The organism is Massilia rubra (genome assembly GCF_011682065.1).
Lineage (GTDB): Bacteria > Pseudomonadota > Gammaproteobacteria > Burkholderiales > Burkholderiaceae_D > Telluria_A > Telluria_A rubra.
The window spans coordinates 135,445-157,245 of the sequence record NZ_VUYU01000009.1; the positions used below are offsets into that span (position 1 = coordinate 135,445).

General features: G+C 63.3%; 23 protein-coding genes. 8 read left to right on the forward strand and 15 right to left on the reverse strand.

Features of this window, described 5'->3' with window-relative positions; genetic code table 11:
- Nucleotides 1–43: 43 nt before the first annotated feature.
- Nucleotides 44–667 carry a hypothetical protein gene (locus F0185_RS16160; RefSeq protein ID WP_187362554.1) on the reverse strand — a complete coding sequence of 208 codons (624 nt, stop codon included), beginning with the start codon at nt 665–667 and terminating at the stop codon, nt 44–46.
- Nucleotides 668–733: 66 nt separating this feature from the next.
- Nucleotides 734–1,522 (reverse strand): substrate-binding periplasmic protein, encoded by a 789-nt coding sequence (locus F0185_RS16165; protein WP_167226062.1) that lies wholly within the window; start codon nt 1,520–1,522, stop codon nt 734–736.
- 205 nt (nt 1,523–1,727) lie between these two features.
- Here F0185_RS16165 and F0185_RS16170 point away from each other — a divergent pair, with 205 nt between their 5' ends.
- A complete protein-coding gene (locus F0185_RS16170) occupies nt 1,728–2,447 on the forward strand; it encodes a hypothetical protein (RefSeq protein ID WP_167226064.1) in 720 nt (239 codons plus the stop codon).
- Between the two features lie 9 nt (nt 2,448–2,456).
- On the opposite strand, the gene F0185_RS16175 is transcribed toward F0185_RS16170, so the two are convergent.
- From F0185_RS16175 to F0185_RS16210, 8 genes are all read right to left on the reverse strand, one after another.
- Nucleotides 2,457–2,609, reverse strand: a complete 153-nt coding sequence (locus F0185_RS16175; RefSeq protein ID WP_167226066.1) for a hypothetical protein — start codon at nt 2,607–2,609, stop codon at nt 2,457–2,459.
- A complete protein-coding gene (locus tag F0185_RS16180; RefSeq protein WP_167226068.1) occupies nt 2,609–3,274 on the reverse strand; it encodes a hypothetical protein in 666 nt (221 codons plus the stop codon). The genes F0185_RS16175 and F0185_RS16180 overlap by 1 nt, the downstream gene beginning before the upstream one ends.
- Nucleotides 3,275–3,278: 4 nt before the next feature.
- Nucleotides 3,279–4,823, reverse strand: a complete 1,545-nt coding sequence (locus F0185_RS16185) for a 2-isopropylmalate synthase (RefSeq protein ID WP_167226070.1) — start codon at nt 4,821–4,823, stop codon at nt 3,279–3,281.
- Nucleotides 4,824–4,883: 60 nt separating this feature from the next.
- Nucleotides 4,884–5,750, reverse strand: coding sequence for a CDP-diacylglycerol--serine O-phosphatidyltransferase (pssA, locus tag F0185_RS16190; RefSeq protein WP_167226083.1), 867 nt, complete (start codon nt 5,748–5,750; stop codon nt 4,884–4,886).
- A gap of 171 nt (nt 5,751–5,921) precedes the next feature.
- The gene (locus F0185_RS16195; RefSeq protein WP_187362555.1) at nt 5,922–6,668 is read right to left on the reverse strand and encodes an SIMPL domain-containing protein; all 747 of its coding nucleotides are present in this window, start codon (nt 6,666–6,668) and stop codon (nt 5,922–5,924) included.
- Between the two features lie 181 nt (nt 6,669–6,849).
- On the reverse strand, nt 6,850–7,866 hold the full coding sequence (gene ilvC / locus F0185_RS16200) for a ketol-acid reductoisomerase (RefSeq protein ID WP_054263690.1): 1,017 nt from the start codon (nt 7,864–7,866) through the stop codon (nt 6,850–6,852).
- Nucleotides 7,867–7,930: 64 nt separating this feature from the next.
- Nucleotides 7,931–8,422 (reverse strand): acetolactate synthase small subunit, encoded by a 492-nt coding sequence (gene ilvN, locus F0185_RS16205; protein WP_054263691.1) that lies wholly within the window; start codon nt 8,420–8,422, stop codon nt 7,931–7,933.
- Nucleotides 8,422–10,149, reverse strand: a complete 1,728-nt coding sequence (locus tag F0185_RS16210) for an acetolactate synthase 3 catalytic subunit (protein ID WP_167226086.1) — start codon at nt 10,147–10,149, stop codon at nt 8,422–8,424. Before F0185_RS16210 ends, ilvN begins: the two co-directional genes overlap by 1 nt.
- Nucleotides 10,150–10,648: 499 nt before the next feature.
- Here F0185_RS16210 and F0185_RS16215 point away from each other — a divergent pair, with 499 nt between their 5' ends.
- The 7 genes from F0185_RS16215 to F0185_RS16245 all read left to right on the forward strand — a co-directional run bounded on the left by F0185_RS16215 (nt 10,649) and on the right by F0185_RS16245 (nt 18,540).
- The gene (locus F0185_RS16215; protein ID WP_166886438.1) at nt 10,649–11,218 is read left to right on the forward strand and encodes an RNA polymerase sigma factor; all 570 of its coding nucleotides are present in this window, start codon (nt 10,649–10,651) and stop codon (nt 11,216–11,218) included.
- A complete protein-coding gene (locus F0185_RS16220) occupies nt 11,215–11,607 on the forward strand; it encodes a DUF3619 family protein (protein WP_167226088.1) in 393 nt (130 codons plus the stop codon). The genes F0185_RS16215 and F0185_RS16220 overlap by 4 nt, the downstream gene beginning before the upstream one ends.
- Before the next feature lie 50 nt (nt 11,608–11,657).
- Entirely contained in the window at nt 11,658–12,389 is a 732-nt protein-coding gene (locus F0185_RS16225) for a DUF3106 domain-containing protein (RefSeq protein ID WP_229477060.1), read from the forward strand.
- Nucleotides 12,379–12,891 (forward strand): RDD family protein, encoded by a 513-nt coding sequence (locus F0185_RS16230; RefSeq protein ID WP_167226089.1) that lies wholly within the window; start codon nt 12,379–12,381, stop codon nt 12,889–12,891. The genes F0185_RS16225 and F0185_RS16230 overlap by 11 nt, the downstream gene beginning before the upstream one ends.
- Nucleotides 12,892–12,904: 13 nt before the next feature.
- A complete protein-coding gene (locus F0185_RS16235; RefSeq protein WP_167226091.1) occupies nt 12,905–13,201 on the forward strand; it encodes a hypothetical protein in 297 nt (98 codons plus the stop codon).
- 156 nt (nt 13,202–13,357) lie between these two features.
- Nucleotides 13,358–15,934: an MXAN_6230/SCO0854 family RING domain-containing protein gene (locus F0185_RS16240; protein ID WP_308623672.1), complete on the forward strand. Its 2,577-nt coding sequence runs from the start codon at nt 13,358–13,360 to the stop codon at nt 15,932–15,934.
- Nucleotides 15,935–15,948: 14 nt separating this feature from the next.
- The gene (locus tag F0185_RS16245; protein ID WP_167226095.1) at nt 15,949–18,540 is read left to right on the forward strand and encodes an MXAN_6230/SCO0854 family RING domain-containing protein; all 2,592 of its coding nucleotides are present in this window, start codon (nt 15,949–15,951) and stop codon (nt 18,538–18,540) included.
- A 9-nt stretch (nt 18,541–18,549) separates the two neighbouring features.
- Here F0185_RS16245 and F0185_RS16250 read toward each other — a convergent pair whose 3' ends face one another.
- Genes F0185_RS16250 through fdx form a run of 5 tightly spaced genes read right to left on the reverse strand, consistent with a single transcriptional unit; the run spans nt 18,550 to nt 21,753 of the window.
- A complete protein-coding gene (locus tag F0185_RS16250; RefSeq protein WP_167226097.1) occupies nt 18,550–19,284 on the reverse strand; it encodes an rRNA pseudouridine synthase in 735 nt (244 codons plus the stop codon).
- 5 nt (nt 19,285–19,289) lie between these two features.
- Nucleotides 19,290–20,318: a low-specificity L-threonine aldolase gene (gene ltaE / locus F0185_RS16255; RefSeq protein ID WP_167226099.1), complete on the reverse strand. Its 1,029-nt coding sequence runs from the start codon at nt 20,316–20,318 to the stop codon at nt 19,290–19,292.
- On the reverse strand, nt 20,315–21,217 hold the full coding sequence (locus F0185_RS16260; protein WP_167226101.1) for a class I SAM-dependent methyltransferase: 903 nt from the start codon (nt 21,215–21,217) through the stop codon (nt 20,315–20,317). Before F0185_RS16260 ends, ltaE begins: the two co-directional genes overlap by 4 nt.
- Nucleotides 21,204–21,398, reverse strand: coding sequence for a Fe-S cluster assembly protein IscX (iscX, locus tag F0185_RS16265; protein ID WP_167226103.1), 195 nt, complete (start codon nt 21,396–21,398; stop codon nt 21,204–21,206). Before iscX ends, F0185_RS16260 begins: the two co-directional genes overlap by 14 nt.
- A gap of 13 nt (nt 21,399–21,411) precedes the next feature.
- A complete protein-coding gene (gene fdx, locus F0185_RS16270; RefSeq protein ID WP_166876655.1) occupies nt 21,412–21,753 on the reverse strand; it encodes an ISC system 2Fe-2S type ferredoxin in 342 nt (113 codons plus the stop codon).
- Between the last annotated feature and the right edge of the window lie 48 nt (nt 21,754–21,801).

Consider the following 21,801-nt stretch of genomic DNA (forward strand, 5'->3'; position numbering starts at 1 on the left):
ATCAGCGGAGCGGACCCGATGTACGCGGAACAGCGCGGCTTTGTCAGGGATTGAGGGGCGGCGCGCCCAGGGTCTCATCGGACCGCGTGACGGGAAACTCGAAACTGCGCATCACCCCGGCCCGGTCCTCGACCGACAGCACCACGGTCTTGAGGCCTTCGACCAGTTCGATTTTCGGCGTCGGTTCCTTGTACCAGGCGACCCAGTTGGTCGTGCTCTGGAACGTTTCCGGCCAATTCATCCCCAGCAAACTGGTTTCGAACAGGCGCGCGCCCGACTTGTTGAACACAACGACGTGATAGGGATTGTGAATTTGCAGCTTGGACAGGCCGACGATGTAATTCGATGCCGGATCGATCCACAAATAGGTCAGCGCGGGCACCGGGCGGCGGAACAGTTCCGCGCCGGACTTGCTGTCCAGCACACGCAAGCTGGAATACGTATTCGTGGCAAGGAAGGGATTCTGGTCCGTTGTTATCATCTGCAAGCGCGCAGCGCGCGTCTTGCCGCTCCAGTCGTGGTGGTGCTCCACCCGCAGGGCTGCGGATGCGGCGCTCAGGTCGATCACCTTCTGGTAAGCGAAGCTGTCGGCGCGGGCCGCCGGAGCAGCGAGTGCGACGGAACAAAAAGCGATGGCGAGAAATTGCCTGCGATAGCGAGAGGTCATCAACGGTCATCCGGTAAGGTTAAGTTGCGCCGCGACTATACCATTACCCCCTTATGGCCACGCCGGCTATTCCCCCGCGCGCCTGCCGGCCTGTGTGCCCGGCGCGCGTGGAGGCGGCGCGCGCCAGCGACTGTCGCTCTTGAGCAGCACGACCGCCTCTTGCAAAAAGCGATACAGGGCCGGTTGGCCGAGCGGCACCAGCATGCTGCGCTCGTACGATGCCGTGCGCGGCCGGCTGGCCACATGCAGCAGGGCCGGGTCGATGAGGTGCTCGTGCTTGAGCGCATCGAGGGTGGAACGGTCGACCACGGTAAAGTCCAGGCGCCGGTGCGCGCCGATCATTTGCAGCGCATTCTTGATCTGCGGCACATCGATGCGGGTGATGTCGCCGGCGGCAATCAGCGGCTCCAGGTCCGGAAAACGGTGACCGCCCGGCGCACCGAAGCGCTTGCCGCGCAGCGAGTCCGGCCCGTCGTATTCCAGCGGCGCCGCGCGTGGCGACACCACCAGCGATTCATCGTCCATCAGCGGGCCGGTCCAGAAATAGCGGGTGCGCTCCGGATCGCCGAAAAAGCGCGGATGCACCCAGGCAACGACCATCGTCAGCTTCCCTTCCTGCAACAGCACGTCGAGCCGGCGGCGCGGAATATACACCGATTCGAAGCGGTAGCGCCCGCCGGACATCTCGCTCAGCCGGCTCGCCAGACGCGCGTTGAGCCCGGCGGAAGGCTGGCCCGGCACGAACCAGGGCACGTAGTCGTAATAGGTGGCCAGTTGCACGGTCTCGGCCGCTTGCGCGAGGCGCAGCGCCAGCACCGGCAACAGCATCGGTAGCAGGAGAATTCTCAACCGCATGAGCACGCCATCGACTTATCCACCCGTTAGCCACTCCCATGCCGTGTTGAAGGAACAGAACATCCGCCCTATTTAACCACGCCCAGGCGGCAGGCGGCGCGCCTGGCGGCACCATGCGTACCGCCAGGCGCCTCTTTCACCAAATCATCAAAAGTGCCCAGGCCAATTTCTTTACGCGGATGAAACTAAAGATATACTCGGCCCCATGGTCCCCGCCTTCACGCCCCCTTCCACCCGCCGCCGTTACGCCGCCATCGCACTGACATTGCTTGCGCACGCCTTGCTGGTGTTGGGCTGGCAATATGCACGCCGCGTCCCGACCGTCGATAACGATGCGGGCCGGAGCATTCAATGGGTCACGATCACAGCGCCAACGGCGCCAGCGCCGACCGTCGCGCCGCCACCGCCCCCCAGGAAAGCGGCCAGCGCGACTGCGAATGCCCCGGCGCCGCGCGCTGTCGCCGCCACGCCAGCGCCAGTACCGCCCGAGCGAGTGGCCGAGACGCCTCCCGAACTTGTCGTGCCGGATGATGCGCCAGCCGCGCCGGCGCCGAGTGCGGCCGAGATCATGCGGCAAGCCCGGCGCAGCATCGGCAAGATCGACCAGGACTTGCGCAAGGCCCATCCGGGGCAACCGATCAGCGCGCCGGTCAGCAATGGCGCAACGCGCCTCGCGCAGGGCTTGCAGGCGGCCGCCGACGCCGCCCCCAACCGCTGGTACGAGGCGCCCAAGGTCACCGAGATCATCGACCCCGGCCCGTACGCGCGGCGGCGCTACCGCGTGGTGGGAGCCAAGGGCACCTACTGCATCACGGTCGAATCGAACCATGCGCCGGACGGGCTCGATATCAGCAGCAAAGGCATCCAGCACAAGAAGACCAACTGCGAAGAAAGCGAGCAGGCCGCCACCAAGCAGGCATGGTGAAAGAGCGCGTCAGCCCGGATGCGCCAGCGCCACGCCGTGGCCGAGCGACAGTTCGAGCAGCGCGCCTTGGGTGTCGGAGGTGGCCAGTTGAAGGCGTGGCTGCGCCGTGACGCCGATTGCCGATGGGGCCAGATAGCGATAAGCGCGCGTATGCGCCGTCATCAAGTCGCTTTGTAGCACTCCGTCCACGGCACGGTGGTCAGGGACTGGCCGTCGATCATGGTCCAGTTGGCGCCTGCGGCGAAGCTGACCCACAGTTTGTTCCTGCTCGCGTAAGCCATGCTGCCGTCATCGCCGACGAAGAAAGGGGGCGACTCGTTGCTCACGGCCTGGTCCAGATCCACGAGCTTGTCGGCCTTGCCACCGCTGGCGCGGTACAAGGCGGCTGCTTGTACTCCCCACTGCTGCGAATCCTCGCCGCCGATGAAGTACAGGGTATGTCCTTGCGCACCGACCAGCACCACGTTGTACGGTGCGGGCGATCCACCGAAATCGAGGTCCACCCTGGTCCAGGGCCCGCCAGCGCCGGCCTTGCGTACCAAATGGCGGCGGTGGCCGGTGGCGCGCGTGGCCAATTGCACGCCGTCGGCGCCGGTGTGCACGAAGGATTCCGCCGTGACGCCAGCGGCAAGCACGGGAGCGCCGCTGATCGCCTCCCAGGTCTTGCCACGGTCGGCGCTGCGTACCGTGCCAAAACTCGCGCCCACCACGATCTGGCCGGTGGCGCTGGTGCGGGCCCAGTAGATTTTCTGGAACGTGCAGGAACTGGCTTGCGCGGCGCCGGCGGCGACGCACAAACCGGCGAACAAGAGCGAGGAGAAGCGCATGCGGCTACTCCTGCGCATTGACCCGTTCGATCTTCGAGTGCAGTTTGTTCAGCCCCGACAGATAGGCCTTGGCCGAAGCGACGATGATGTCCGGGTCCGAGCCGACGCCGTTGACGATCCGCCCCGAGCGCGACAGGCGCATCGTGACCTCGCCCTGCGACTGGGTGCCGTTGCTGATCGCATTGATCGAAAACAGCACCAGTTCGGCGCCGCTGACCGCTTCTTTTTCGATGGCGTTGACGGTGGCGTCGACCGGGCCATCGCCCTCGCCTTCGCAGGCGAACTCCTTGCCGCCGATTGCAAACACCACTTTGGCGCGCGGGATTTCGCCGGTTTCGGAGCGCTGCGAGAGCGACACGAAGCGGTAGTGTTCATCTTGCTGCGCGTGTTCTTCATCCGACACCAGGGCCATGATGTCTTCGTCGAAAATCTCGGACTTGCGGTCGGCCAGTTCCTTGAAGCGGGCAAAAGCGGCGTTCACTTCAGCCTCGGATTCGAGCACGATGCCAAGTTCGCGCAGGCGTTCCTTGAAGGCGTTACGGCCAGACAGTTTGCCCAGCACGATCTTGTTGGCGGCCCAGCCCACGTCTTCGGCGCGCATGATCTCGTACGTTTCGCGTGCTTTCAGAATGCCGTCCTGGTGGATGCCCGATGCGTGCGCAAAGGCGTTCGCGCCGACCACCGCCTTATTCGGCTGCACCGCAAAGCCGGTAATCTGCGACACCATTTTCGACGCCGCCACGATCTGGGTCGTGTCGATGCCCAGTTCCAGCCCAAAGTGGTCGCTGCGGGTGCGCAACGCCATGACCACTTCTTCCAGCGCGGTGTTGCCGGCGCGTTCGCCCAGGCCGTTGATGGTGCATTCGATCTGGCGCGCGCCGCCGATCATCACGCCGGCCAGCGAGTTGGCCACCGCCAGCCCAAGGTCGTTGTGGCAGTGGACCGACCAGATGGCCTTGTCGGAGTTGGGAATGCGCTCGCGCAGGCGACGGATGGTGGCGCCGAATACCTCGGGCACGGCGTAGCCGACGGTGTCGGGGAAGTTGATGGTGGTGGCGCCTTCGGCGATCACCGCTTCGAGCACGCGGCATAAAAAATCTTCGTCGGAGCGGCTGCCGTCTTCGGGCGAAAATTCAATGTCGTCGGTGTACTGGCGCGCGCACCGAATCGCAATCTTGGCCTGTTCGAGCACCTGTTCCGGCTCCATGCGCAGCTTCATCTGCATGTGCAGGGGCGAGGTGGCGATGAAGGTGTGGATGCGTTTGCGTTCGGCCGGCGCCAGCGCTTCGGCGGCGCGCGCGATGTCGCGGTCGTTGGCGCGCGAGAGCGAGCAGATGGTCGACTCGCGCACCGCACTGGCGATGGCGCGGATGGCCTCGAAGTCGCCCGGCGAAGCGGCGGCGAAGCCGGCTTCGATGACGTCGACGCGCATGCGCTCCAACTGGCGCGCGATGCGGACCTTTTCATCCTTGGTCATCGATGCGCCGGGCGATTGCTCGCCGTCGCGCAGGGTGGTGTCAAAAATGATCAGGCGATTCGAATTCGTCATGGCGGCTCCATTGGGCAGGGTAAAAAGGCGAGCTTGCGCCGGCCGCCATCGGATCGATGGTCAGCGGCGTTCGCTCTGGTCGACAGGTTCGTCGTCGGTCTGCACGATGCTCACCGGCTTGCCCTTGGCAAGGCGCCATGCGTACACCACATAACCGGACAAACCATAGATAACAAACAGCGGCATCAGCACTTTTGGCGGGTCGATCGAGACCAGCGCCAGCGCCAGCGCGATCAGGAACACGACGATGAAGGGCACCGACTTGCGGAAGTTGACGTCCTTGAAGCTGTAGAACGGTACATTGGTGACCATGGTCAGGCCGGCGAACAGCGCGATGCCCCACGAGATCCACGGCAGTTGGGCGCCGGAAAACCCGAGGTCGGTCATCATCAGCACGAAGCCGGCCACCATGGCGGCGGCGGCCGGGCTGGGCAAGCCCTGGAAGAAGCGCTTGTCGACCACTTCGATATTGGTGTTGAAGCGCGCCAGGCGCAAGGCGGCGCCGGCGCAGTAGACGAAGGCGGCCAGCCAGCCGAATTTGCCGAGGCCGCGCAGCGACCATTCGTAGATCACCAGCGCCGGCGCGGCGCCAAACGAGACCATGTCGGCCAGGCTGTCGTACTGGGCGCCGAATTCGGATTGGGTGTTGGTCAGGCGGGCGATGCGCCCGTCGAGGCCATCGAGGATCATGGCGATGAAAATGGCCCAGCCGGCGTGTTCGAAGCGCTGGTTCATGGCCATGACGATGGCGTAAAAGCCGCAGAACAGCGCGGCCGTGGTAAAGGCATTCGGTAACAGGTAGATTCCCCGGCGCCGCATCGGGTTGCCTTCGGCATCGACCCGGCGGCCGATCTTGCTGAAGCGGGACAGTTTGCCGCCCTTCGCTTTCGGGACTGAGGGCTTTCTGCGGCGTGGGAAGGTCGGCATATGTTTCCGTTTCAAGTAATGGGATCGCTGCATCCAAGTAAGTGCGCATAAATTCTTGTAATTTCTGCACACTTACTTAGCCGCGTCCGAAGGTGGAGGCGGCCGCCATGAAGTTGGCTGGTTTCCCACTTATTATAGTGGGAGCACCGTCAACTTAGCGATCAGATACTTTTACTTGAATTTCACCTTTCCTACAAGACGCATCTGCAAGGTGGTTTCGCCCGGTTCGAAGCTTGGCTCGGCCACTTCGGTGCTTTCAGCCTTGGCGGAGCGCAACATCATCGGGGCGCTGTCTTGCTGGGCGTAGTTGCCCGAACCTTCGTAGTCCAGCGTATCGATCACCGCTTCGCTCATCTTGCGGCCCATCGCGCTGGCGATCGCGGCAACGCGCTCGTTCAGGTTCTTGTAGGTGGCGATCAGGCGCTCGTCGTCGAGCTTGCGGATGGTAGCGGGCGCCAGGCCGAAGTTCAGGCCGTTCAGTGCCAGGACCTTTTGCACGGCGGCCGTCATTTTCGGCAGGTTGGCGAGGTTGGTGGTTTTCACTTCCAGATACTGGCCGACCCTCCAACCGGTCGGCACGAGCGGGCGCGGCTGCGGCTGGCCGTCAGGACGGGGCACCACTTCCGGATAGATCGGGTAAGTGTAGTAGCCGACCGTTTTGAGGATCGCTTTCGGGTCTTCGCGGCGCACGATGTCGGTGCCCTGCTTCATCTTCTGGTTGACGCGCGAGGCGGCGGCGGCTTTGTCCTTGTCCTGCTCTTCGATAAAGAAGGTGGCGACCACCTGGTCGTTCGGATGCGTGACTTCACCGTAGGCGGGAACGATCACCAGCGCGCCGGCGGTCGCGAGCGTGTTCTGGGCGAACGCTGGCAAGGCAAAGGCGACGGCGGCGATGAGTGCAATTTTTTTGAGGGACATGATTTTCTCCAGGTGAATGGCAAGCATGCGAGGTAGCGGTACCTCATCAGCTTGGTTAACCCGGACGATAACCGGAATCGGACGAACCACGTACCGTTGTAATCAAAATTTGCAAATTTGGGAAGGTTGCTTACATTTGGGATACATCGCTCCCGCGCGGCGGGAGCGATGCGGGCGACACTTAGTTCTTCGACTGGTCGACCAGCTTGTTCTTGGCAATCCACGGCATCATCGCGCGCAGTTTTGCGCCAACTTCTTCGATCGGGTGCTCGGACGTCAAACGACGGCGCGAAATCAGGGTCGGGGCGCCGGCCTTGTTTTCCAGGATGAAGCTTTTTGCGTACTCACCCGTCTGGATATCTTTCAGGCACTGACGCATCGCATCCTTGGTCGCCGACGTTACCACTTTCGGACCCGTCACGTACTCGCCGTACTCGGCGTTGTTCGAGATCGAGTAGTTCATGTTGGCAATGCCGCCTTCGTAGATCAGGTCGACAATCAATTTCAACTCGTGCAGGCACTCGAAGTACGCCATTTCCGGCGCGTAGCCCGCTTCGGTCAGGGTTTCGAAACCGGCCTTGATCAGCTCGACCGCACCGCCGCACAGAACCGCTTGCTCACCGAACAGATCGGTCTCTGTTTCTTCACGGAAGTTGGTTTCGATGATGCCGGCACGGCCGCCGCCGTTGGCCATGGCGTACGACAGGGCGATATCGCGCGCCGAGCCGGACTTGTCCTGGTAGACGGCGATCAGGTGCGGCACGCCGCCACCGGCTGCGTAGGTGCCGCGCACGGTGTGGCCCGGGGCCTTTGGCGCGATCATGATCACGTCGAGGTCGGCGCGTGGCACGACCTGGCCGTAGTGCACGTTGAAGCCGTGCGCGAAGGCCAGCACCGCGCCCTGCTTGGCGTGCGGCGCCACGTTCTCGGTGTACACCTGGGCGATGTTTTCATCAGGCAGCAAGATCATGATGATGTCGGCGGCTTTGATCGCGTCATTGACTTCGGCAACTTTCAGGCCGGCTTGCTCGACCTTGGTCCAGGAAGCGCCGCCCTTGCGCAGGCCGACGGTGACGTTGACGCCCGAATCGTTCAGGTTCTGTGCGTGCGCGTGGCCTTGCGAGCCGTAGCCGATGATGGCAACGTTCTTGCCTTTGACGAGGGAGAGGTCGCAATCTTTGTCGTAAAAAACGTTCATGATAATTTTCCTATAATTTTTGGTGTGGGACGTGCGCGCCCTGGATCAGGACCGTGGGCACGGATTAAACTTTGAGGATGCGTTCGCCGCGGCCGATACCCGATCCACCGGTACGCACCGTTTCGAGGATCGAGGCGCGGTCGATGGAATCGATGAACGCGTCGAGCTTGCCTTTGTTGCCGGTCAGCTCGATCGTGTAAGTCTTTTCCGTGACGTCGATGATGCGGCCGCGGAAGATGTCCGCCGTGCGCTTCATCTCTTCGCGTTCCTTGCCGACCGCGCGCACCTTGATCAGCATGAGCTCGCGCTCGATGTGCGCGCCTTCGGTCAGGTCGACCACCTTGACCACCTCGATCAGGCGGTTCAGGTGCTTGGTGATCTGTTCGATCACATCGTCCGAGCCGCTGGTGACGATGGTCATGCGCGACAGGGTGGCGTCTTCGGTCGGGGCGACGGTCAGGGTTTCAATGTTGTAGCCGCGGGCGGAAAACAGCCCGACCACGCGCGACAGGGCACCGGCTTCGTTTTCGAGCAGGACAGAAATGATATGGCGCATTACAGGTCCTCCGAGCCGAGCAGCATTTCGGACAAGCCCTTGCCGGCCTTGACCATCGGCCAGACGTTTTCGGACTGGTCAGTGATGAAGTTCATGAACACGAGGCGGTCTTTCATGCCAAACGCTTCTTTCAGCGCGCCATCGACATCGCCCGGCTTTTCGATCTTCATGCCGACGTGGCCGAACGATTCGGCCAGCATCGAGAAGTCCGGCAGCGAATCCATGTAGGACTCGGAATAGCGCGAACCGTAATCGATCTGTTGCCACTGGCGCACCATGCCGAGGAAGCGGTTGTTGAGCAAAATGATTTTCGGCGTCAGGTGATATTGCTTGCAGGTAGCCAGTTCCTGGATGCACATCTGGATCGAGCCTTCGCCGGTGATGCAGGCAACTGTCGCGTCCGGATTGGCCATCTGCACGCCCATGGCGTACGGCAAGCCCACACCCATCGTGCCCAGGCCGCCGGAATTGATCCAGCGACGCGGCTTGTCGAACGGGTAGTACTGGGCCGCCCACATCTGGTGCTGGCCGACGTCGGAGGTAATGAAGGCGTCGCCCTTGGTGATTTCCCACACCTTTTGCACCACCGACTGCGGCTTGATGACCAGGTCGGAATCGGCGTATTTGAGGCACTCGCGCCCGCGCCATTCGCCGATCTGCTTCCACCAGTCCTTGAGCGGCGCGGCGTTGACCTTGGCGTCGGCGGCGTCGAGCTGCGCCAAAAATTCGATCAGCACGTCCTTGACGTTGCCGACGATGGGAATATCGACCTTGACCCGCTTGGAAATCGACGATGGATCGATGTCCACGTGGATGATCTTGCGCGGGTTGGAGGCGAAGTGTTTCGGGTTGCCGATCACGCGGTCGTCGAAGCGCGCGCCGATGGCGATCAAGACGTCGCAGTGCTGCATCGCCATGTTCGCCTCGTACGTGCCGTGCATGCCGGGCATGCCGAGGAACTTGTCGCTCGAGGCGCGGTAGGCGCCCAGGCCCATCAGGGTGTTGGTGACCGGAAAACCAAGCTTGTCGACCAGCTTGTTCAGCTCGGGCGAGGCATTGGCCAGGATCACGCCGCCGCCGGTGTAGATCATCGGACGTTCGGCCTGCAGCAGCAATTGCACCGCCTTGCGGATCTGGCCCGAATGGCCCTTGTCGATCGGCTTGTACGAGCGCATTTCGATATCCTTCGGATAGTCGTAGGCGCACTTGTGCATGCTGATGTCTTTGGGAATATCGACCAGGACCGGACCGGGACGGCCGGTGCGCGCAATGAAGAACGCTTTCTTGATCGTGGCGGCCAGGTCTTTCACATCCTTGACGAGGAAGTTGTGCTTGACGCAGGGACGCGTGATGCCGACGGTGTCGCATTCCTGGAATGCATCCTGGCCGATCGCGGTGCTGGGCACCTGGCCGGAAATGACGACCATCGGAATCGAATCCATGTACGCCGTGGCAAGACCCGTGACGGCATTCGTGACACCCGGACCGGAGGTGACCAGGGCCACGCCGACGGTGTTCGAGCTGCGCGAATAGGCGTCTGCCGCATGCACGGCGGCCTGTTCGTGACGTACCAGGACGTGTTGGAATTTGTCTTGCTTGAAGATGGCGTCGTAGATATACAGTACGGCGCCGCCTGGATAACCGAAAACGTGTTTAACGCCTTCTTCCGCCAGACAACGGACGAGTATTTCGGACCCCGTGATGGTGGCCGATGATTCGTTGTTCATGATACATTCCTTTCAAGACCCATTGGGAGGTGATCGGATGCTCTTTCCTAACGAAATTCGCGTGGCGCGACAGTGCTCAGGCTTCCCTTCTTTCTGCGGTCACGGCGATCTTTCACGTACCCATAGATACGTTACGAACCGGCGCTAAACGCAACTCGTTTGGCGTGAGTTTCTGTAGCGATTACTGCGAACCTCTCGCGCTTGTGGCGCGGGTTAGAGCAAACTGCCTACATATGAAAGCGCGTCAGGTCGAGCTTGGCCTTGTGTGGCGTTTTCGACTTGACCATACAGCTTCGGGGTTGCAAAGCGTCATATACCTTACTGCGTTGCACCATTGCGGTCAAGTTAAATCGGTCCGGCGTTGCCGCTTTCGCATCGCCGGGCAGGGCTGGAATGGTAAATACCATGCAAACAGGTCCATTCTTTGCTAGCATGCGTCAGTTTTCTCCAATGCCACAGGCTATGCCCCTGCGGCGCGTCCCTTCCCACCCTCGTTCGCATGGCCACAGACAAAGAGTTATCCGATTTTCTTGAGAATGTCGAACGGCGCGCCTTCAAGCAAGCCGTGTACGCCGTGCGCAAGGATGAAGCTGCGCTCGATATCGTGCAGGACGCGATGATCAAGCTCGCCGAAAAATATGGAGACAAGCCGGCCGCCGAGCTGCCGATGCTGTTCCAGCGCATTTTGCAAAACACCATCCTCGATTACTTCCGCCGCGAAAAAGTGCGCAATACCTGGGTCAGCCTCTTCTCGGGCATGGGCCGGCGCGAGGGAGAAGACGAAGAATTTGATATACTTGAATCGTTTGAGGCGGAACAAGGTTCGGCCTCGGCGGAGTCGAGCGCGGACCAGGTCGAGCGCCAGCAGACCTTGAGCCTGATCGACGCCGAAGTACAAAAACTGCCGGCGCGTCAACGGGAAGCCTTCCTCATGCGTTACTGGCAGGACATGGACGTGGCTGAAACAGCCGAAGCGATGGGATGTTCCGAGGGAAGTGTCAAAACGCACTGCTCGCGAGCGACTCATACCCTCGCCGAATCGCTGAAAGCCAAGGGAATAAAATTATGAACACCGACGATCTGAACTTTGCGTACAAAGTACGCCACGCCCTGAACGACCATCTCGACGCGCTGCCCGCTGCGACGACCGACCGCCTGGCGGCCGCGCGCAAGGCCGCCATGGCCCGCAAGAAGCCGCACGCCCCGGTCAAGGTTGCGCAAACCCAGCTGGCCGGCAATATCGGCGCCCTGTTCTCGTTTTCCTCGCTCGGCCGCATGAGCGTGGCCATTCCACTGATGGCGCTGGTCGCTGGCCTGGCCGGCATTTATCAGTACGAAGAACAGCAGCGCCTCGAAGAAATCGCCGAGCTCGACGCGGCTGTGCTGTCCGACGAGTTGCCGCTGACGGCCTACCTGGACCAGGGCTTCAACGCCTACCTCGCCCAGCGCGCCCAATAAGGATGACGCGCGCGACTTCGTCCCGGCCCTTGCTGGCGCTTGCGCTTGCATTGTTGACAACACACGGCATCGCCACAGCCCAGCTGGCCGCACCGGCGCCCGCCGGCGCGCCCTTGCCGGCGCCTACCGCCGTGCCGCCGGGGCAGCCGGCAAAGCCGGTCGTGGCGCCCATTTCCAAGCCGGCGCCGTCGATTGCCGCCAAGCCCGCACCGCTTGCGGGCAAGCCCATGTGGAAAGACCTGTCGCCGCCCCAGCAAGTCGCGCTCGACCCGCTCAAGGGCGAGTGGGACCGCATGGAGTCGGTGCGCAAGCAAAAATGGCTTGATATCGCCAACCGCTATTCGTCCATGAAGCCCGATGAGCAAGTGCGCATGCAGGAACGCATGCGCGCCTGGACCCGACTCACACCCGACGAACGGCGCGTGGCCCGCGAAAACTACACGCTGAGCAAAAAGATCGACAAGAGCCAGAAATCGGCCGAATGGGAGAAATACCAGCAATTGCCCGAAGAAGAAAAGAAAAAGCTCGCGCTTGACGCCGCCGCCGCCAAAAAGCAGGTCACCAACTTGCCGCCGGCAACGCAGCTCAAGCCGCTCGCGCCAAGCAAGCCGCCCCCGGCTGGCTGTCCGCCTGGCACCATCCGCAACGCCCCGGCGGCCGTGCCGCGCTGCATCGCGAGCCCGTCGGCGGGCGCTCCGCTGGCTGTGCCGGCCATCACCGCCCCACCTACCACAGCGCCGACCGCCCCTGCGCCGGCCAATCCAGTTTCCAATGCAAAATAGTAAGACCCCGGTTGCCACACCTACCCTGAAACGTCGTCTGATCTGCATGGTGTACGAGCTGTTCCTGCTGACCGCCGTGGTCATGTTCGGCCTGCTCATTTTCCTGCTGATCACGCAGAAAATGAGCCAGGGCGTGATCGAGCATGGCCGCACGGTCGTGCTGTTCCTCGTGCCGGGCGCCTATTTCATCTATTCCTGGACCGGCAGCGGCCATACCCTGGCCATGAAAACCTGGCGCATCAAACTGGTCAAGGTCGGCTATGCGACAGTGCCGCTCAAGGCTGCCCTGGTGCGCTACCTGCTGGGCTGGGGCTGGGTGCTGCCGGCGCTGGTCATCTGCTGGCGCTTTCACCTGACCGGCAAGAGCCAGGTGGCGACCGCGCTGGCGATCAATATCGTGGCATGGGGCATGACCGTGTTTCTCGACAAGGACCGCCAGTTCCTGCACGACCGGCTGGCCGGCACCCGCCTCATTTCGCTGCCCAAGCCGGCCCAGGCGTGATCACGGGGGCGACATGAGCGAGGCCTTGTGTCCCCTGTGCGGCCGGCCCCTCGGCACACGCAATGTCGACCGCCATCACCTGATCCCCAAGACCTACAAGGGGCGCGAGCAGTTCGATATTCACAAGATCTGCCACCAGAAAATCCATTCGACCTTCACCGAACATGAATTGTTCAAGTCCTTCCATACCTGGGAGGCCTTGCGGCAGCATGAGGATATCCGGGCGTTTATCGACTGGGTCGCAAAAAAGGACCCAGCGTATTTCTCGCGCAATGTGCGCTCGAATAGCAAAAAGACGCGTCGAGCATAATCCGCTTGGCTCTTCATTATCAATCGGTTAATATCGTGCTTGAGAAGGCTTAGGTTGGGCTTCCTTCTACCAATAGACCAGTCTGATCGATTTCCTTCTCACCTTTAAAACGGATCATGGTTCGCGCCTGACTCCGTTTTTTTCATTTGGACCAGCATGCTTCCCGATTTTTCCGCAACACACGCGATTCTTTTGCGCCGTCGCTTGACGCTGTTCATCCCTGCCGGCGCCGGGCAGTTGCCGGACACCTTGCTGCAAGCCTTCGACCTCAACCTGGCCGAACTCGGCTATGTCGCCTCGCAGCGCCTGCGCGCGCGCCTGGGTACGCTCGATGCGCAAGGGCTGACCGACGCCCAGGCCTGGATGTGGGATATCCTGGCCACGGAAGTGGGCGGGCACCGTCAGCACACGCCCCTGTTCCGGCGCTTTCCCGATGACGTGCCGAGCGACACCGGCGCGCTGTGGGTGCGCAAGGTCCTGACGCATTTCATGCAGGCCGAGGGACAGCCCTGCCTGCACTGCGGCCAGTGCAACACGACGCATGTGCTCAAGCCGTGCCGGCACGTGGTGTGCGACGCCTGTTTCGACGGCAGCAGTTACAGCGCCTGCCCCGTCTGCGAGCACCATGTCGACCGGACCTCGCCTTTCTTCACGCCCGACGAGGCGCTGCCACTGCCAGCCGAGCGCGTACGCCTGAAACTGCTCGACCTCGCTGACGACCTTGACGGTGCGGTGCGGGCGCTGGTGCTGTCGATGTGCGAACGCAAGCAGGTCATGTCGCCGGTCGATACGGACGACTTCAAATCGCTGATCAGCGATTACGGACTGGACGTGCTCGCGTGGATTCCAGGGTGCATTCCAGTGCGCGAGAATATCGCCCTGCTGTTCGGCACCTTGCTGCAAGGCTGCGCGCCTGGCGCCGTGATGGCCGCTGCGGCAGCGCACATCGATACCGCCACCGACGTCATCCGCCTGATTGCCGCTTACTCCGGCGTCTCCCCCTCCCTGCAAGGATTCATCAAGTACAAGAGCGTCGCGACAGAGCAACTGAGCGGCTTCAAGCGCTTTGCCGAGGTGGCCACGTGGGGGACGACGATCATGCTCCAGACGCATGTCAAGCGCTTCAAGGTAGCCAAACTGGGCCGCCCGCTGCGCCGCGAGCTGCTCGGTTTGCTGGAACGTTTGCCGCTCAACTCGCTGGTCGAAGACATGCTGCGCCATCAGTCTTACTGGGTGTGGGTTGGCCAGTTCCTGCATCCCCACGAATATCAACAGCGCTATCCGCAGGTGGCGTTCGCCTTCAGCGTGATCCGCAAGAAGGGGGCGGACGGCACTCCTGGACCGGCATTTGAAACCTACTACACCAGGCTGGAAAAGGCGGTCATGCGCAAGGACGCCATTGGCATGGTCGACCTGCTGCGGCAGCGTCCTGGCGAACTGGCGCGCCGCTTCGACCATGCCCTGCGCGTGGCCGATGGCGACAGCGCGGCGACCGAGCAACTGCTGGCCGCCTTCGAACGGTGCGTGGCGCAGTTTTCGACGCCCGTCCTACTCACCTTGCGCGCCCTGCTGCCAACCCGCGCCCGTGCCGGCGCAACCCGCATGTTCTGGCCGGCGGGAACGGTGGCCACTGGCATCATGGCGCCCGACCGGCGCGGCGCCCTGCCGCAGCCGGTGATCGAGCAGTCGCTCACCCTGATCGAGCGCGCCCTGCTGGCGCGTTTCTCGGCCAAACCGCACGTCAGCGACTTCCTGATCGACCGTGCGCTGGCCGATATCATCGTGCCGTTCAACGAACGCACGGCAAGCCGCTCGGCGGTTCAACTGCCGCGCGGGTCCACGCTCGCCGTCCCCGACGGCAAGAAGGCGCGCCTGTTCCTGCACTGGTGCGAACCGCCCGAAGGCGGCGCCTATTCCAACACCGACCTGGATCTGGCGATCGGATTCTACGACGAACATTGGAACCTGATCGGCGAATGTTCATACCGCGACCTCACCTGGCTGGGACGCGATGGCGAGACTGTCGCCGTCAGCTCCGGCGATCTGCGCGACGCGCCGTTTCCCGACGGCGCGACCGAGTTCGTCGACCTCGATTGCGCGCTGGCGCGGAGCAATGGGGTGCGCTATGCGGTCATGGAGATCAACAGCTTCTGCGGCATGCCCTTCGAGGCACTCGAACATGCGTTCGCCGGGCTGATGTTCCGCGACGATATGCAAGGCGCGCACATGGACCCGCGCACGGTGGCGCTCAGGTTCAACCTGCAAGGCGAGCACGGCACCTTCATGCCGCTGGTGTTTGACCTGCAACAGAACCGCTTGCATTGGCTGGAGGTGTATGCGGAAGATGGCTTCGACTACAACAACGTCGAAACGGCGAACACGGCCGTCAGGGTCATCTGCCCCGCCATGATCGCGTACTTCGCCAGCGGCGTGCGCACCAACATGGCCGAACTGGCCCTGCTGCATGCGGCGGCGCGTGCGCAGCGCGTCATCTTGCGCGGCGACGGCATGCAGGCGATGGCGCGCCGCGACGGCGAGGACGATGCCAGCTTCCTGGCGCGTCTGCGCGCGTGGAACGCGAACGAGGTGGACGCTGTCACGAGCCTGCCGCAACAGCCGCTGTTTGCCGCCTTGCTCGACGCCGACATCACGCTGCCCGAGAACAGCGTCGTGTACGCGCTCAGGCCCGGTGTGACGGCGACGACCATCGCCGCCAGCGACCTGATTTCCTGAAGACGGGACCCGGCATGCCAAGCGATTTTACAGAAACCCGGGCGCTGCTGCTGCGCCGCCAGGCTACCGTCTTCGCTGCGCAAGGCGCCGACCTGCAGCCCGACGGCTGCATGCAACTGTTCGATATCGACCTGGCCAAGCTCGGCTATGCCCTGTCGCAGCGCCTGCGCGCGCGCCTGCAAACCCTGAGCCTGCCCGTACTCAATGCAACGCGCGAACACATCTGGAGGACACTGGCGGCCCAGCTCGGCGCCAACCGCCAGCACACGCCGCTATTCCGCCGCTTTCCCAAGCTGGTGCCGCACAACACCGCAGCACTGTGGAGGGACCGGGTCCTGACGCACTTCATGCAGGCGCCCGACCAGCCCTGCCTGCATTGCGGCCAGCGCGGCACCACGCATGTGCTCAAGCCGTGCCAGCATGTGGTGTGCGACGCCTGCTTCGACGGCGGCAATTACAGCGCCTGCCCGATCTGCCATCGTCACGCCGACCGCGATTCGCCATTCTTCCTGCCCGACCCCGCACTGACCCACGGCGCGGCGCCGACCCATCTCAAGCTGCTCGACCTCGGCGCCAGCATGATTGATGCCGCGCAGACGCTGGTGCGCGCCATGTGCGAACGCAAACAGGTGATGTCGCCGGTCGACACGGACGACTTCAAGGCCCTCGCCGGCGACTACGGCCTGCGCCTGCTGGACTGGGTCCCCGGCCAGATCCCGGTGCGCGAAAACATCGCCCTGCTGTTCGGCACCCTGCTCAAGCACTGCGAGCCGGCCGCCGTGCTGGCCGCCGCCGCTGCGCATGTCGGCACCGCGACGGACGTGATTCGCCTTGTGGCCGTTTACTCCGGCGCCGATCCGTCGCTGCAAGGGCAACTGGTGTACCGCCAGGTTCCGATTGAAAAGATGCGGGGCATGGCGCGCTTCAAGACCTTGTTCACGCCGGGGTCGTACTGGAACGCGCGCGAGCATTATCCGCTGCCGATGACCATCAAGCGCTTCAAGATGGTCAAACTGAGTCGTCCGCTGCGCCGCGCGCTGCTCGCCCTGCTCGAGAGCTTTCACCCCGACTCGCTGACTGAAGACATGCTGCGCCACCGCACGTACTGGGTCTGGCTGGGCCAATTCCTGCACCCGCACGAGTATCACAAGCGCTATCCGAAGGTGGCGTTTGCGTTCAGCGTGGTGCGCAAGAAGGGGCCGGACGGCACCCCCGCGCCGCAGTTCGAGACCTTTTATGCCGGCCTGGAAAAAGCCATCATGCGCAAGGACGCCGTCGCCATGGTCGCCCAACTGCGCAAGCGCCCGGGGGAACTGGCGCGCCGCTTCGATCACGCCCTGAGCGTGGCTGGCGACGACAATACCGCCAGCGGCGCCGTGCTGGACGCCTTTGCGCAGTGCGTGGCGCAGTTTGCGACGCCGGTCCTGCTGACCTTGCGCGCCCTGCTTCCGACCCGCCTGCACGCATCGGAGAGGCGCATCTACTGGCCCAAGGGGAGCGTGGCGACCGGATACATGGTGCGCGAGCGGCGATCACCGCTGCCGCGCCAGGCCGTCGGCGACGCGGTCGCCCTGATCGAACGCGAACTGCTGGCGCGCTTTTCAGCCAAGCCGCACCTGGACGATTTTCTGATTGACGCCGCGCTGGGCGACATCATCGTGCCGTTCAACGAACGCACGGCAAGCCGCTCGGCCATCGGGCTGCCGCGCGGCTCGGTGGTGGCCGTACCGACGGCCAAAAAGGCCCGCCTGTTCCTGCACTGGTGCGAACCGAAAAACGGCGACCGGACGGACCTCGATTTGTCGGTCGCGTTCTACGACGACGAGTGGCGCCACGTGGGGGTGTGTTCTTACTACCAGCTCACCTGCACAGGGCCCGATGGCAGCGTCATCGCCACCAGCGCCGGCGACCTGACGGATGCGCCCTTCCCCGACGGTGCGAGTGAATTCGTCGACCTCGATTGCGACCTGGCGCGCCAGAACGGCGTGCGCTATGCGGTGGCGGTATTGAACAATTACTCGGGCATGCCATTCGAAGGCCTGGAACACGCATTCGCCGGCCTGATGTTGCGCGACGATGTGGAGGGCGAACACTTCGATCCGCGCACGGTCGCGCTGCGTTTCGACCTGGCCGGGTCCAACGGCGTGTTCCTGCCGATGGTGTTCGACCTGCGCGAGAACCAGCTGCACTGGCTCGACCTGTACAGGTCCGGCGAGTTCGAGTTCAATAACGTGGCCACGTCGAGCAAGGACATCACCACCGTGTGTCCGGCCATGATCGCCTATTTTGCCAGCGGCATCCGCATGTCGATGTACCACCTGGCCCTGCTGCATGGCGCGGCGCGGGCACAGCGCGTGATGGTGCGCGATGAGGCAGGAAGCCTGCGCGCGCTGGCGCGCCATGCAGGGGAAGACAACGCCAGCTTCCTCGGGCGCCTGCGCAGATTCGGGCCGGCCGATGTCGACAGCGCACCATCGCTGGGCGAGGCGCCGCTGTTCGCCGCGCTGCTCGACGCCGACCTTGCGCTGCCGGAAAACAGCATCGTGTATGCGCTCAGGCCCGGTGTGACGGCGACGACCATCGCCGCCAGCGACCTGATTTCCTAGGGCCTGGGGTCAGAAGCGCTCGTAGTCGTGCAGGTAGCGCCACTGCCCGGACGGCAGGCTGGCCATCGGCACGCGGCCGATGCGCAGGCGCTTGATGCTGACGATGCTCAGGCCCACCAGGCGGCACATGTGCATCAACTGGCCGGGCTTGACGTTCTTGAGCGCGAAGCGCAGGCGCGTTTCGTTCTGCCAGCTGACCTTCATCGGCGGGATTTCCTTGCCGTTGAAGGTGAGGCCGTGATTGAGCAGCGCCAGGCCGCCTTCGCGGATGTCGCCTTTGACTTCGACCACGAACTCCTGCTCGACGCGCGCGCCTTCGTCGACGAGTTTGCGCGCCACGCGGAAGTCCTGGGTGAACACAACCAGGCCGCTGGCTTTTGTCTCCAGCGGCGAGGTCAGGGTCAGGTTGCCCAGGTGGCGCTTCAGGAAGCGCTGCTTGCCGTGTTCGGCCACCTGCAGGTTCTCTTGCGTGAGCAGGTTCAGGGCCGCTTCGGCGTCCGAGTCAGCCCCGGCGCTGTAGCCGGCCGGCTTGTGGAACAGGATGGTGACGGGCGTCAGCTCGACCAGGGTGGCGTCGGCATGGATGACGACGTCCTGCTCGTCGGCCACGCGCGCGCCGGCTTCTTCGACAACCACGCCGTCAACGCTGATCCACCCTCCGGCGATGTACTTGTCGGCTTCCGCGCGCGAGCACGGCATCATTTCGGAAACGCGCTTGGCGAGGCGGATGGTGGAATCGTTCATGTAGCTCAGTGCCAGTCTTTGAAAAATGTGGTGAATACGGCGACGACTCTGTCGACGTCGGCGGCCGTGATGTTCAGGTGCGTGACCAGCCGCGTATGCTGGCCGACGGTGGCGCGGATATGCTCGCGCGCGAGCGTGGCGCGCAGGGCCTCGCAAGCCGCTGGCGGCACCTCGATGTAGAAAATATTGGTCTGCGGCGTTGCCACCTTGAGCTGGGCGATCTGCGCCAGTTCGCGCGACAGCCTGGCCGCGTTGGCGTGGTCATCGGCCAGGCGCTGCACGTTGTGCTCCAGCGCATAAAGACCAGCGGCTGCGATCATGCCGGCCTGGCGCATGCCGCCGCCGAGCATCTTGCGCCAGCGCTTGCCCTGTTCGATAAACGCTTTGTTCCCGAGCAGGACCGAACCGACCGGAGCCCCGAGGCCCTTCGACAGGCACACCGACACGCTGTCGAAACCGGCGCAGGCCTCGCGCAGGCTGATGCCCTGCTTGACGGCGGCGTTGCAGATGCGCGCGCCATCGAGGTGGGTGGCCAGGCCGCGCGCATGGGCGAGCGAGGTGGCCGCCGCCATGTAGTCGGCGCCGAGCACGCGCCCGCCGATGGTGTTTTCCAGCGCCAGCAAGCGGGTGCGCGCAAAGTGCATGTCGTCGGGCTTGATGTAGGCGTCGATGTCGGCCAGCGCGATGCTGCCGTCCGGCTGGTTGGCGATCGGCTGCGGCTGGATGCTGCCCAGGACCGCCGCACCGCCGCCTTCGTACTTATAGGTGTGCGCTTCCTGGCCGACCAGGTATTCGTCGCCGCGCGCGCAATGGAGCAGCAGCGCGATCAGGTTGCTCTGCGTGCCGGATGGCGCGTACAGGCCGGCCTCGAAGCCGAACATGTCGGCGGCGGTATCCTGCAAGCGGTTGACGGTGGGGTCGTCGCCGTACACGTCGTCGCCCACGGGCGCAGCGTGCATGGCGTCGCGCATGGCGTCGCCCGGTTGGGTGACGGTGTCGCTGCGCAGGTCGATCCAGGGCGTGGCGTGGCTCATGTCGTCGCTTCGGCTTCGGCTAAATGCTGCGTGTAGAATCGCTCGCCCATTTCTTCCAGGCCGAGCGTGGCGAGGACTTCCCGCAAGCGTTCGGTGGGACGCTTGCGCGGCAGGTTCTTGTAGCTGGCGATGATCAGCTCATTTTTCATCGAGTGCTCCCAGCCCACCAGCTCCGTCACGTTGACCTGGTAGCCGTGCGCTTCGAGCTGCAGGCAGCGCAGCACGTTGGTGACCTGGCTGCCGAATTCGCGCGTGTGCAGCGGGTGGCGCCAGATTTCGGTCAGGGCGCTCTTGCCCAGGTCCTTACCCTTGTTTTTCTTGAGGACGGTGGCCACTTCGGCCTGGCAGCACGGCACCAGCACCATGAATTTGGCGCGCTTTTTCAGGGCGAAGTCGATGGCGTCGTCGGTCGCCGTGTTGCAGGCGTGCAGTGCGGTGACGATGTCGATTTGCTCCGGCAGCTTGTCGGAGCGGGTCGATTCAGCCACCGACAGATTCAGGAACGACATGCCGGGAAAGCCCAGCTTGTGCGCCAGCGCGGTCGACTTTTGCACCAGCTCTTCGCGCGTCTCGATGCCGTAGATGCGCGAGCCGTCGTCCAGGCCTTTGAAAAACAGGTCGTACAGGATGAAGCCAAGGTAGGACTTGCCGGCGCCATGGTCGACCAGCGAAATGGCGGCGTGATCTTCCTGAATCTCCTTGAGCAGCGGCTCGATGAACTGATACAGGTGGTACACCTGCTTGAGTTTGCGGCGGCTGTCCTGATTGAGTTTGCCGTCGCGCGTGAGGATGTGCAGTTCCTGCAGCAGCGCGATCGACTGGCCCGGACGGATCTCGGGCGCCAGCGTTTCAGCCGGCTTTGCCTTCTCGGCCGCAGCCGTATTTTCAGCGCGCTTCATCGATCCACGCCCCTTGTATCGCTTCGAGTACCTTCTCGCCGCCGCGCGTGCGGTCGTCGTCGAAGCCGTCGAGTTCAAGCACCCAGTTGTGCAGGTCGACGAAACGCACCGCGGCCGGATCGACCTCGGGAAATTTGTCGCACAGCGCTTCGGCGATGGCCGTAATGTCGCTCCATTTCATGGCGCTCTCCCGATCAATGGTTCTTTTCAGCCGCATGATTGATCGTGTACTTCGGAATCTCGACCACCAGGTCTTCGGTTCCCACGATCGCCTGGCACGACAGGCGCGAGACCGGCTCCAGGCCCCATGCGCGGTCGAGCAGGTCTTCTTCTTTTTCTTCGGGCTCGTTGAGCGAGGCGTAGCCTTCGCGCACCAGCACGTGGCACGTGGTGCAGGCGCAGACGCGGTCGCAGGCGTGCTCGATTTCGATATCGTTTTCGAGCATGATGTCGCACACCGACTTGCCGGCGGGCGCCTCGATGACGGCGCCTTCAGGGCAGAAGACGGGATGGGGGAGGAATACGATTTGGGGCACGGTGATTGTCCTGGTAGTGTGTTCGTGGGACCCGGCAGTGCCGGGTCC

What these genes read in the sequence shown, in the direction of transcription:
- F0185_RS16160 (WP_187362554.1), bottom strand. Translation starts at nt 667, where the DNA reads ATGACCTCTCGCTATCGCAGGCAATTTCTCGCCATCGCTTTTTGTTCC.
- F0185_RS16165 (WP_167226062.1), bottom strand. Translation starts at nt 1,522, where the DNA reads ATGCGGTTGAGAATTCTCCTGCTACCGATGCTGTTGCCGGTGCTGGCG.
- F0185_RS16170 (WP_167226064.1), top strand. Translation starts at nt 1,728, where the DNA reads ATGGTCCCCGCCTTCACGCCCCCTTCCACCCGCCGCCGTTACGCCGCC.
- F0185_RS16175 (WP_167226066.1), bottom strand. Translation starts at nt 2,609, where the DNA reads ATGACGGCGCATACGCGCGCTTATCGCTATCTGGCCCCATCGGCAATC.
- F0185_RS16180 (WP_167226068.1), bottom strand. Translation starts at nt 3,274, where the DNA reads ATGCGCTTCTCCTCGCTCTTGTTCGCCGGTTTGTGCGTCGCCGCCGGC.
- F0185_RS16185 (WP_167226070.1), bottom strand. Translation starts at nt 4,823, where the DNA reads ATGACGAATTCGAATCGCCTGATCATTTTTGACACCACCCTGCGCGAC.
- pssA (WP_167226083.1), bottom strand. Translation starts at nt 5,750, where the DNA reads ATGCCGACCTTCCCACGCCGCAGAAAGCCCTCAGTCCCGAAAGCGAAG.
- F0185_RS16195 (WP_187362555.1), bottom strand. Translation starts at nt 6,668, where the DNA reads ATGTCCCTCAAAAAAATTGCACTCATCGCCGCCGTCGCCTTTGCCTTG.
- ilvC (WP_054263690.1), bottom strand. Translation starts at nt 7,866, where the DNA reads ATGAACGTTTTTTACGACAAAGATTGCGACCTCTCCCTCGTCAAAGGC.
- ilvN (WP_054263691.1), bottom strand. Translation starts at nt 8,422, where the DNA reads ATGCGCCATATCATTTCTGTCCTGCTCGAAAACGAAGCCGGTGCCCTG.
- F0185_RS16210 (WP_167226086.1), bottom strand. Translation starts at nt 10,149, where the DNA reads ATGAACAACGAATCATCGGCCACCATCACGGGGTCCGAAATACTCGTC.
- F0185_RS16215 (WP_166886438.1), top strand. Translation starts at nt 10,649, where the DNA reads ATGGCCACAGACAAAGAGTTATCCGATTTTCTTGAGAATGTCGAACGG.
- F0185_RS16220 (WP_167226088.1), top strand. Translation starts at nt 11,215, where the DNA reads ATGAACACCGACGATCTGAACTTTGCGTACAAAGTACGCCACGCCCTG.
- F0185_RS16230 (WP_167226089.1), top strand. Translation starts at nt 12,379, where the DNA reads ATGCAAAATAGTAAGACCCCGGTTGCCACACCTACCCTGAAACGTCGT.
- F0185_RS16235 (WP_167226091.1), top strand. Translation starts at nt 12,905, where the DNA reads ATGAGCGAGGCCTTGTGTCCCCTGTGCGGCCGGCCCCTCGGCACACGC.
- F0185_RS16240 (WP_308623672.1), top strand. Translation starts at nt 13,358, where the DNA reads ATGCTTCCCGATTTTTCCGCAACACACGCGATTCTTTTGCGCCGTCGC.
- F0185_RS16245 (WP_167226095.1), top strand. Translation starts at nt 15,949, where the DNA reads ATGCCAAGCGATTTTACAGAAACCCGGGCGCTGCTGCTGCGCCGCCAG.
- F0185_RS16250 (WP_167226097.1), bottom strand. Translation starts at nt 19,284, where the DNA reads ATGAACGATTCCACCATCCGCCTCGCCAAGCGCGTTTCCGAAATGATG.
- ltaE (WP_167226099.1), bottom strand. Translation starts at nt 20,318, where the DNA reads ATGAGCCACGCCACGCCCTGGATCGACCTGCGCAGCGACACCGTCACC.
- F0185_RS16260 (WP_167226101.1), bottom strand. Translation starts at nt 21,217, where the DNA reads ATGAAGCGCGCTGAAAATACGGCTGCGGCCGAGAAGGCAAAGCCGGCT.
- iscX (WP_167226103.1), bottom strand. Translation starts at nt 21,398, where the DNA reads ATGAAATGGAGCGACATTACGGCCATCGCCGAAGCGCTGTGCGACAAA.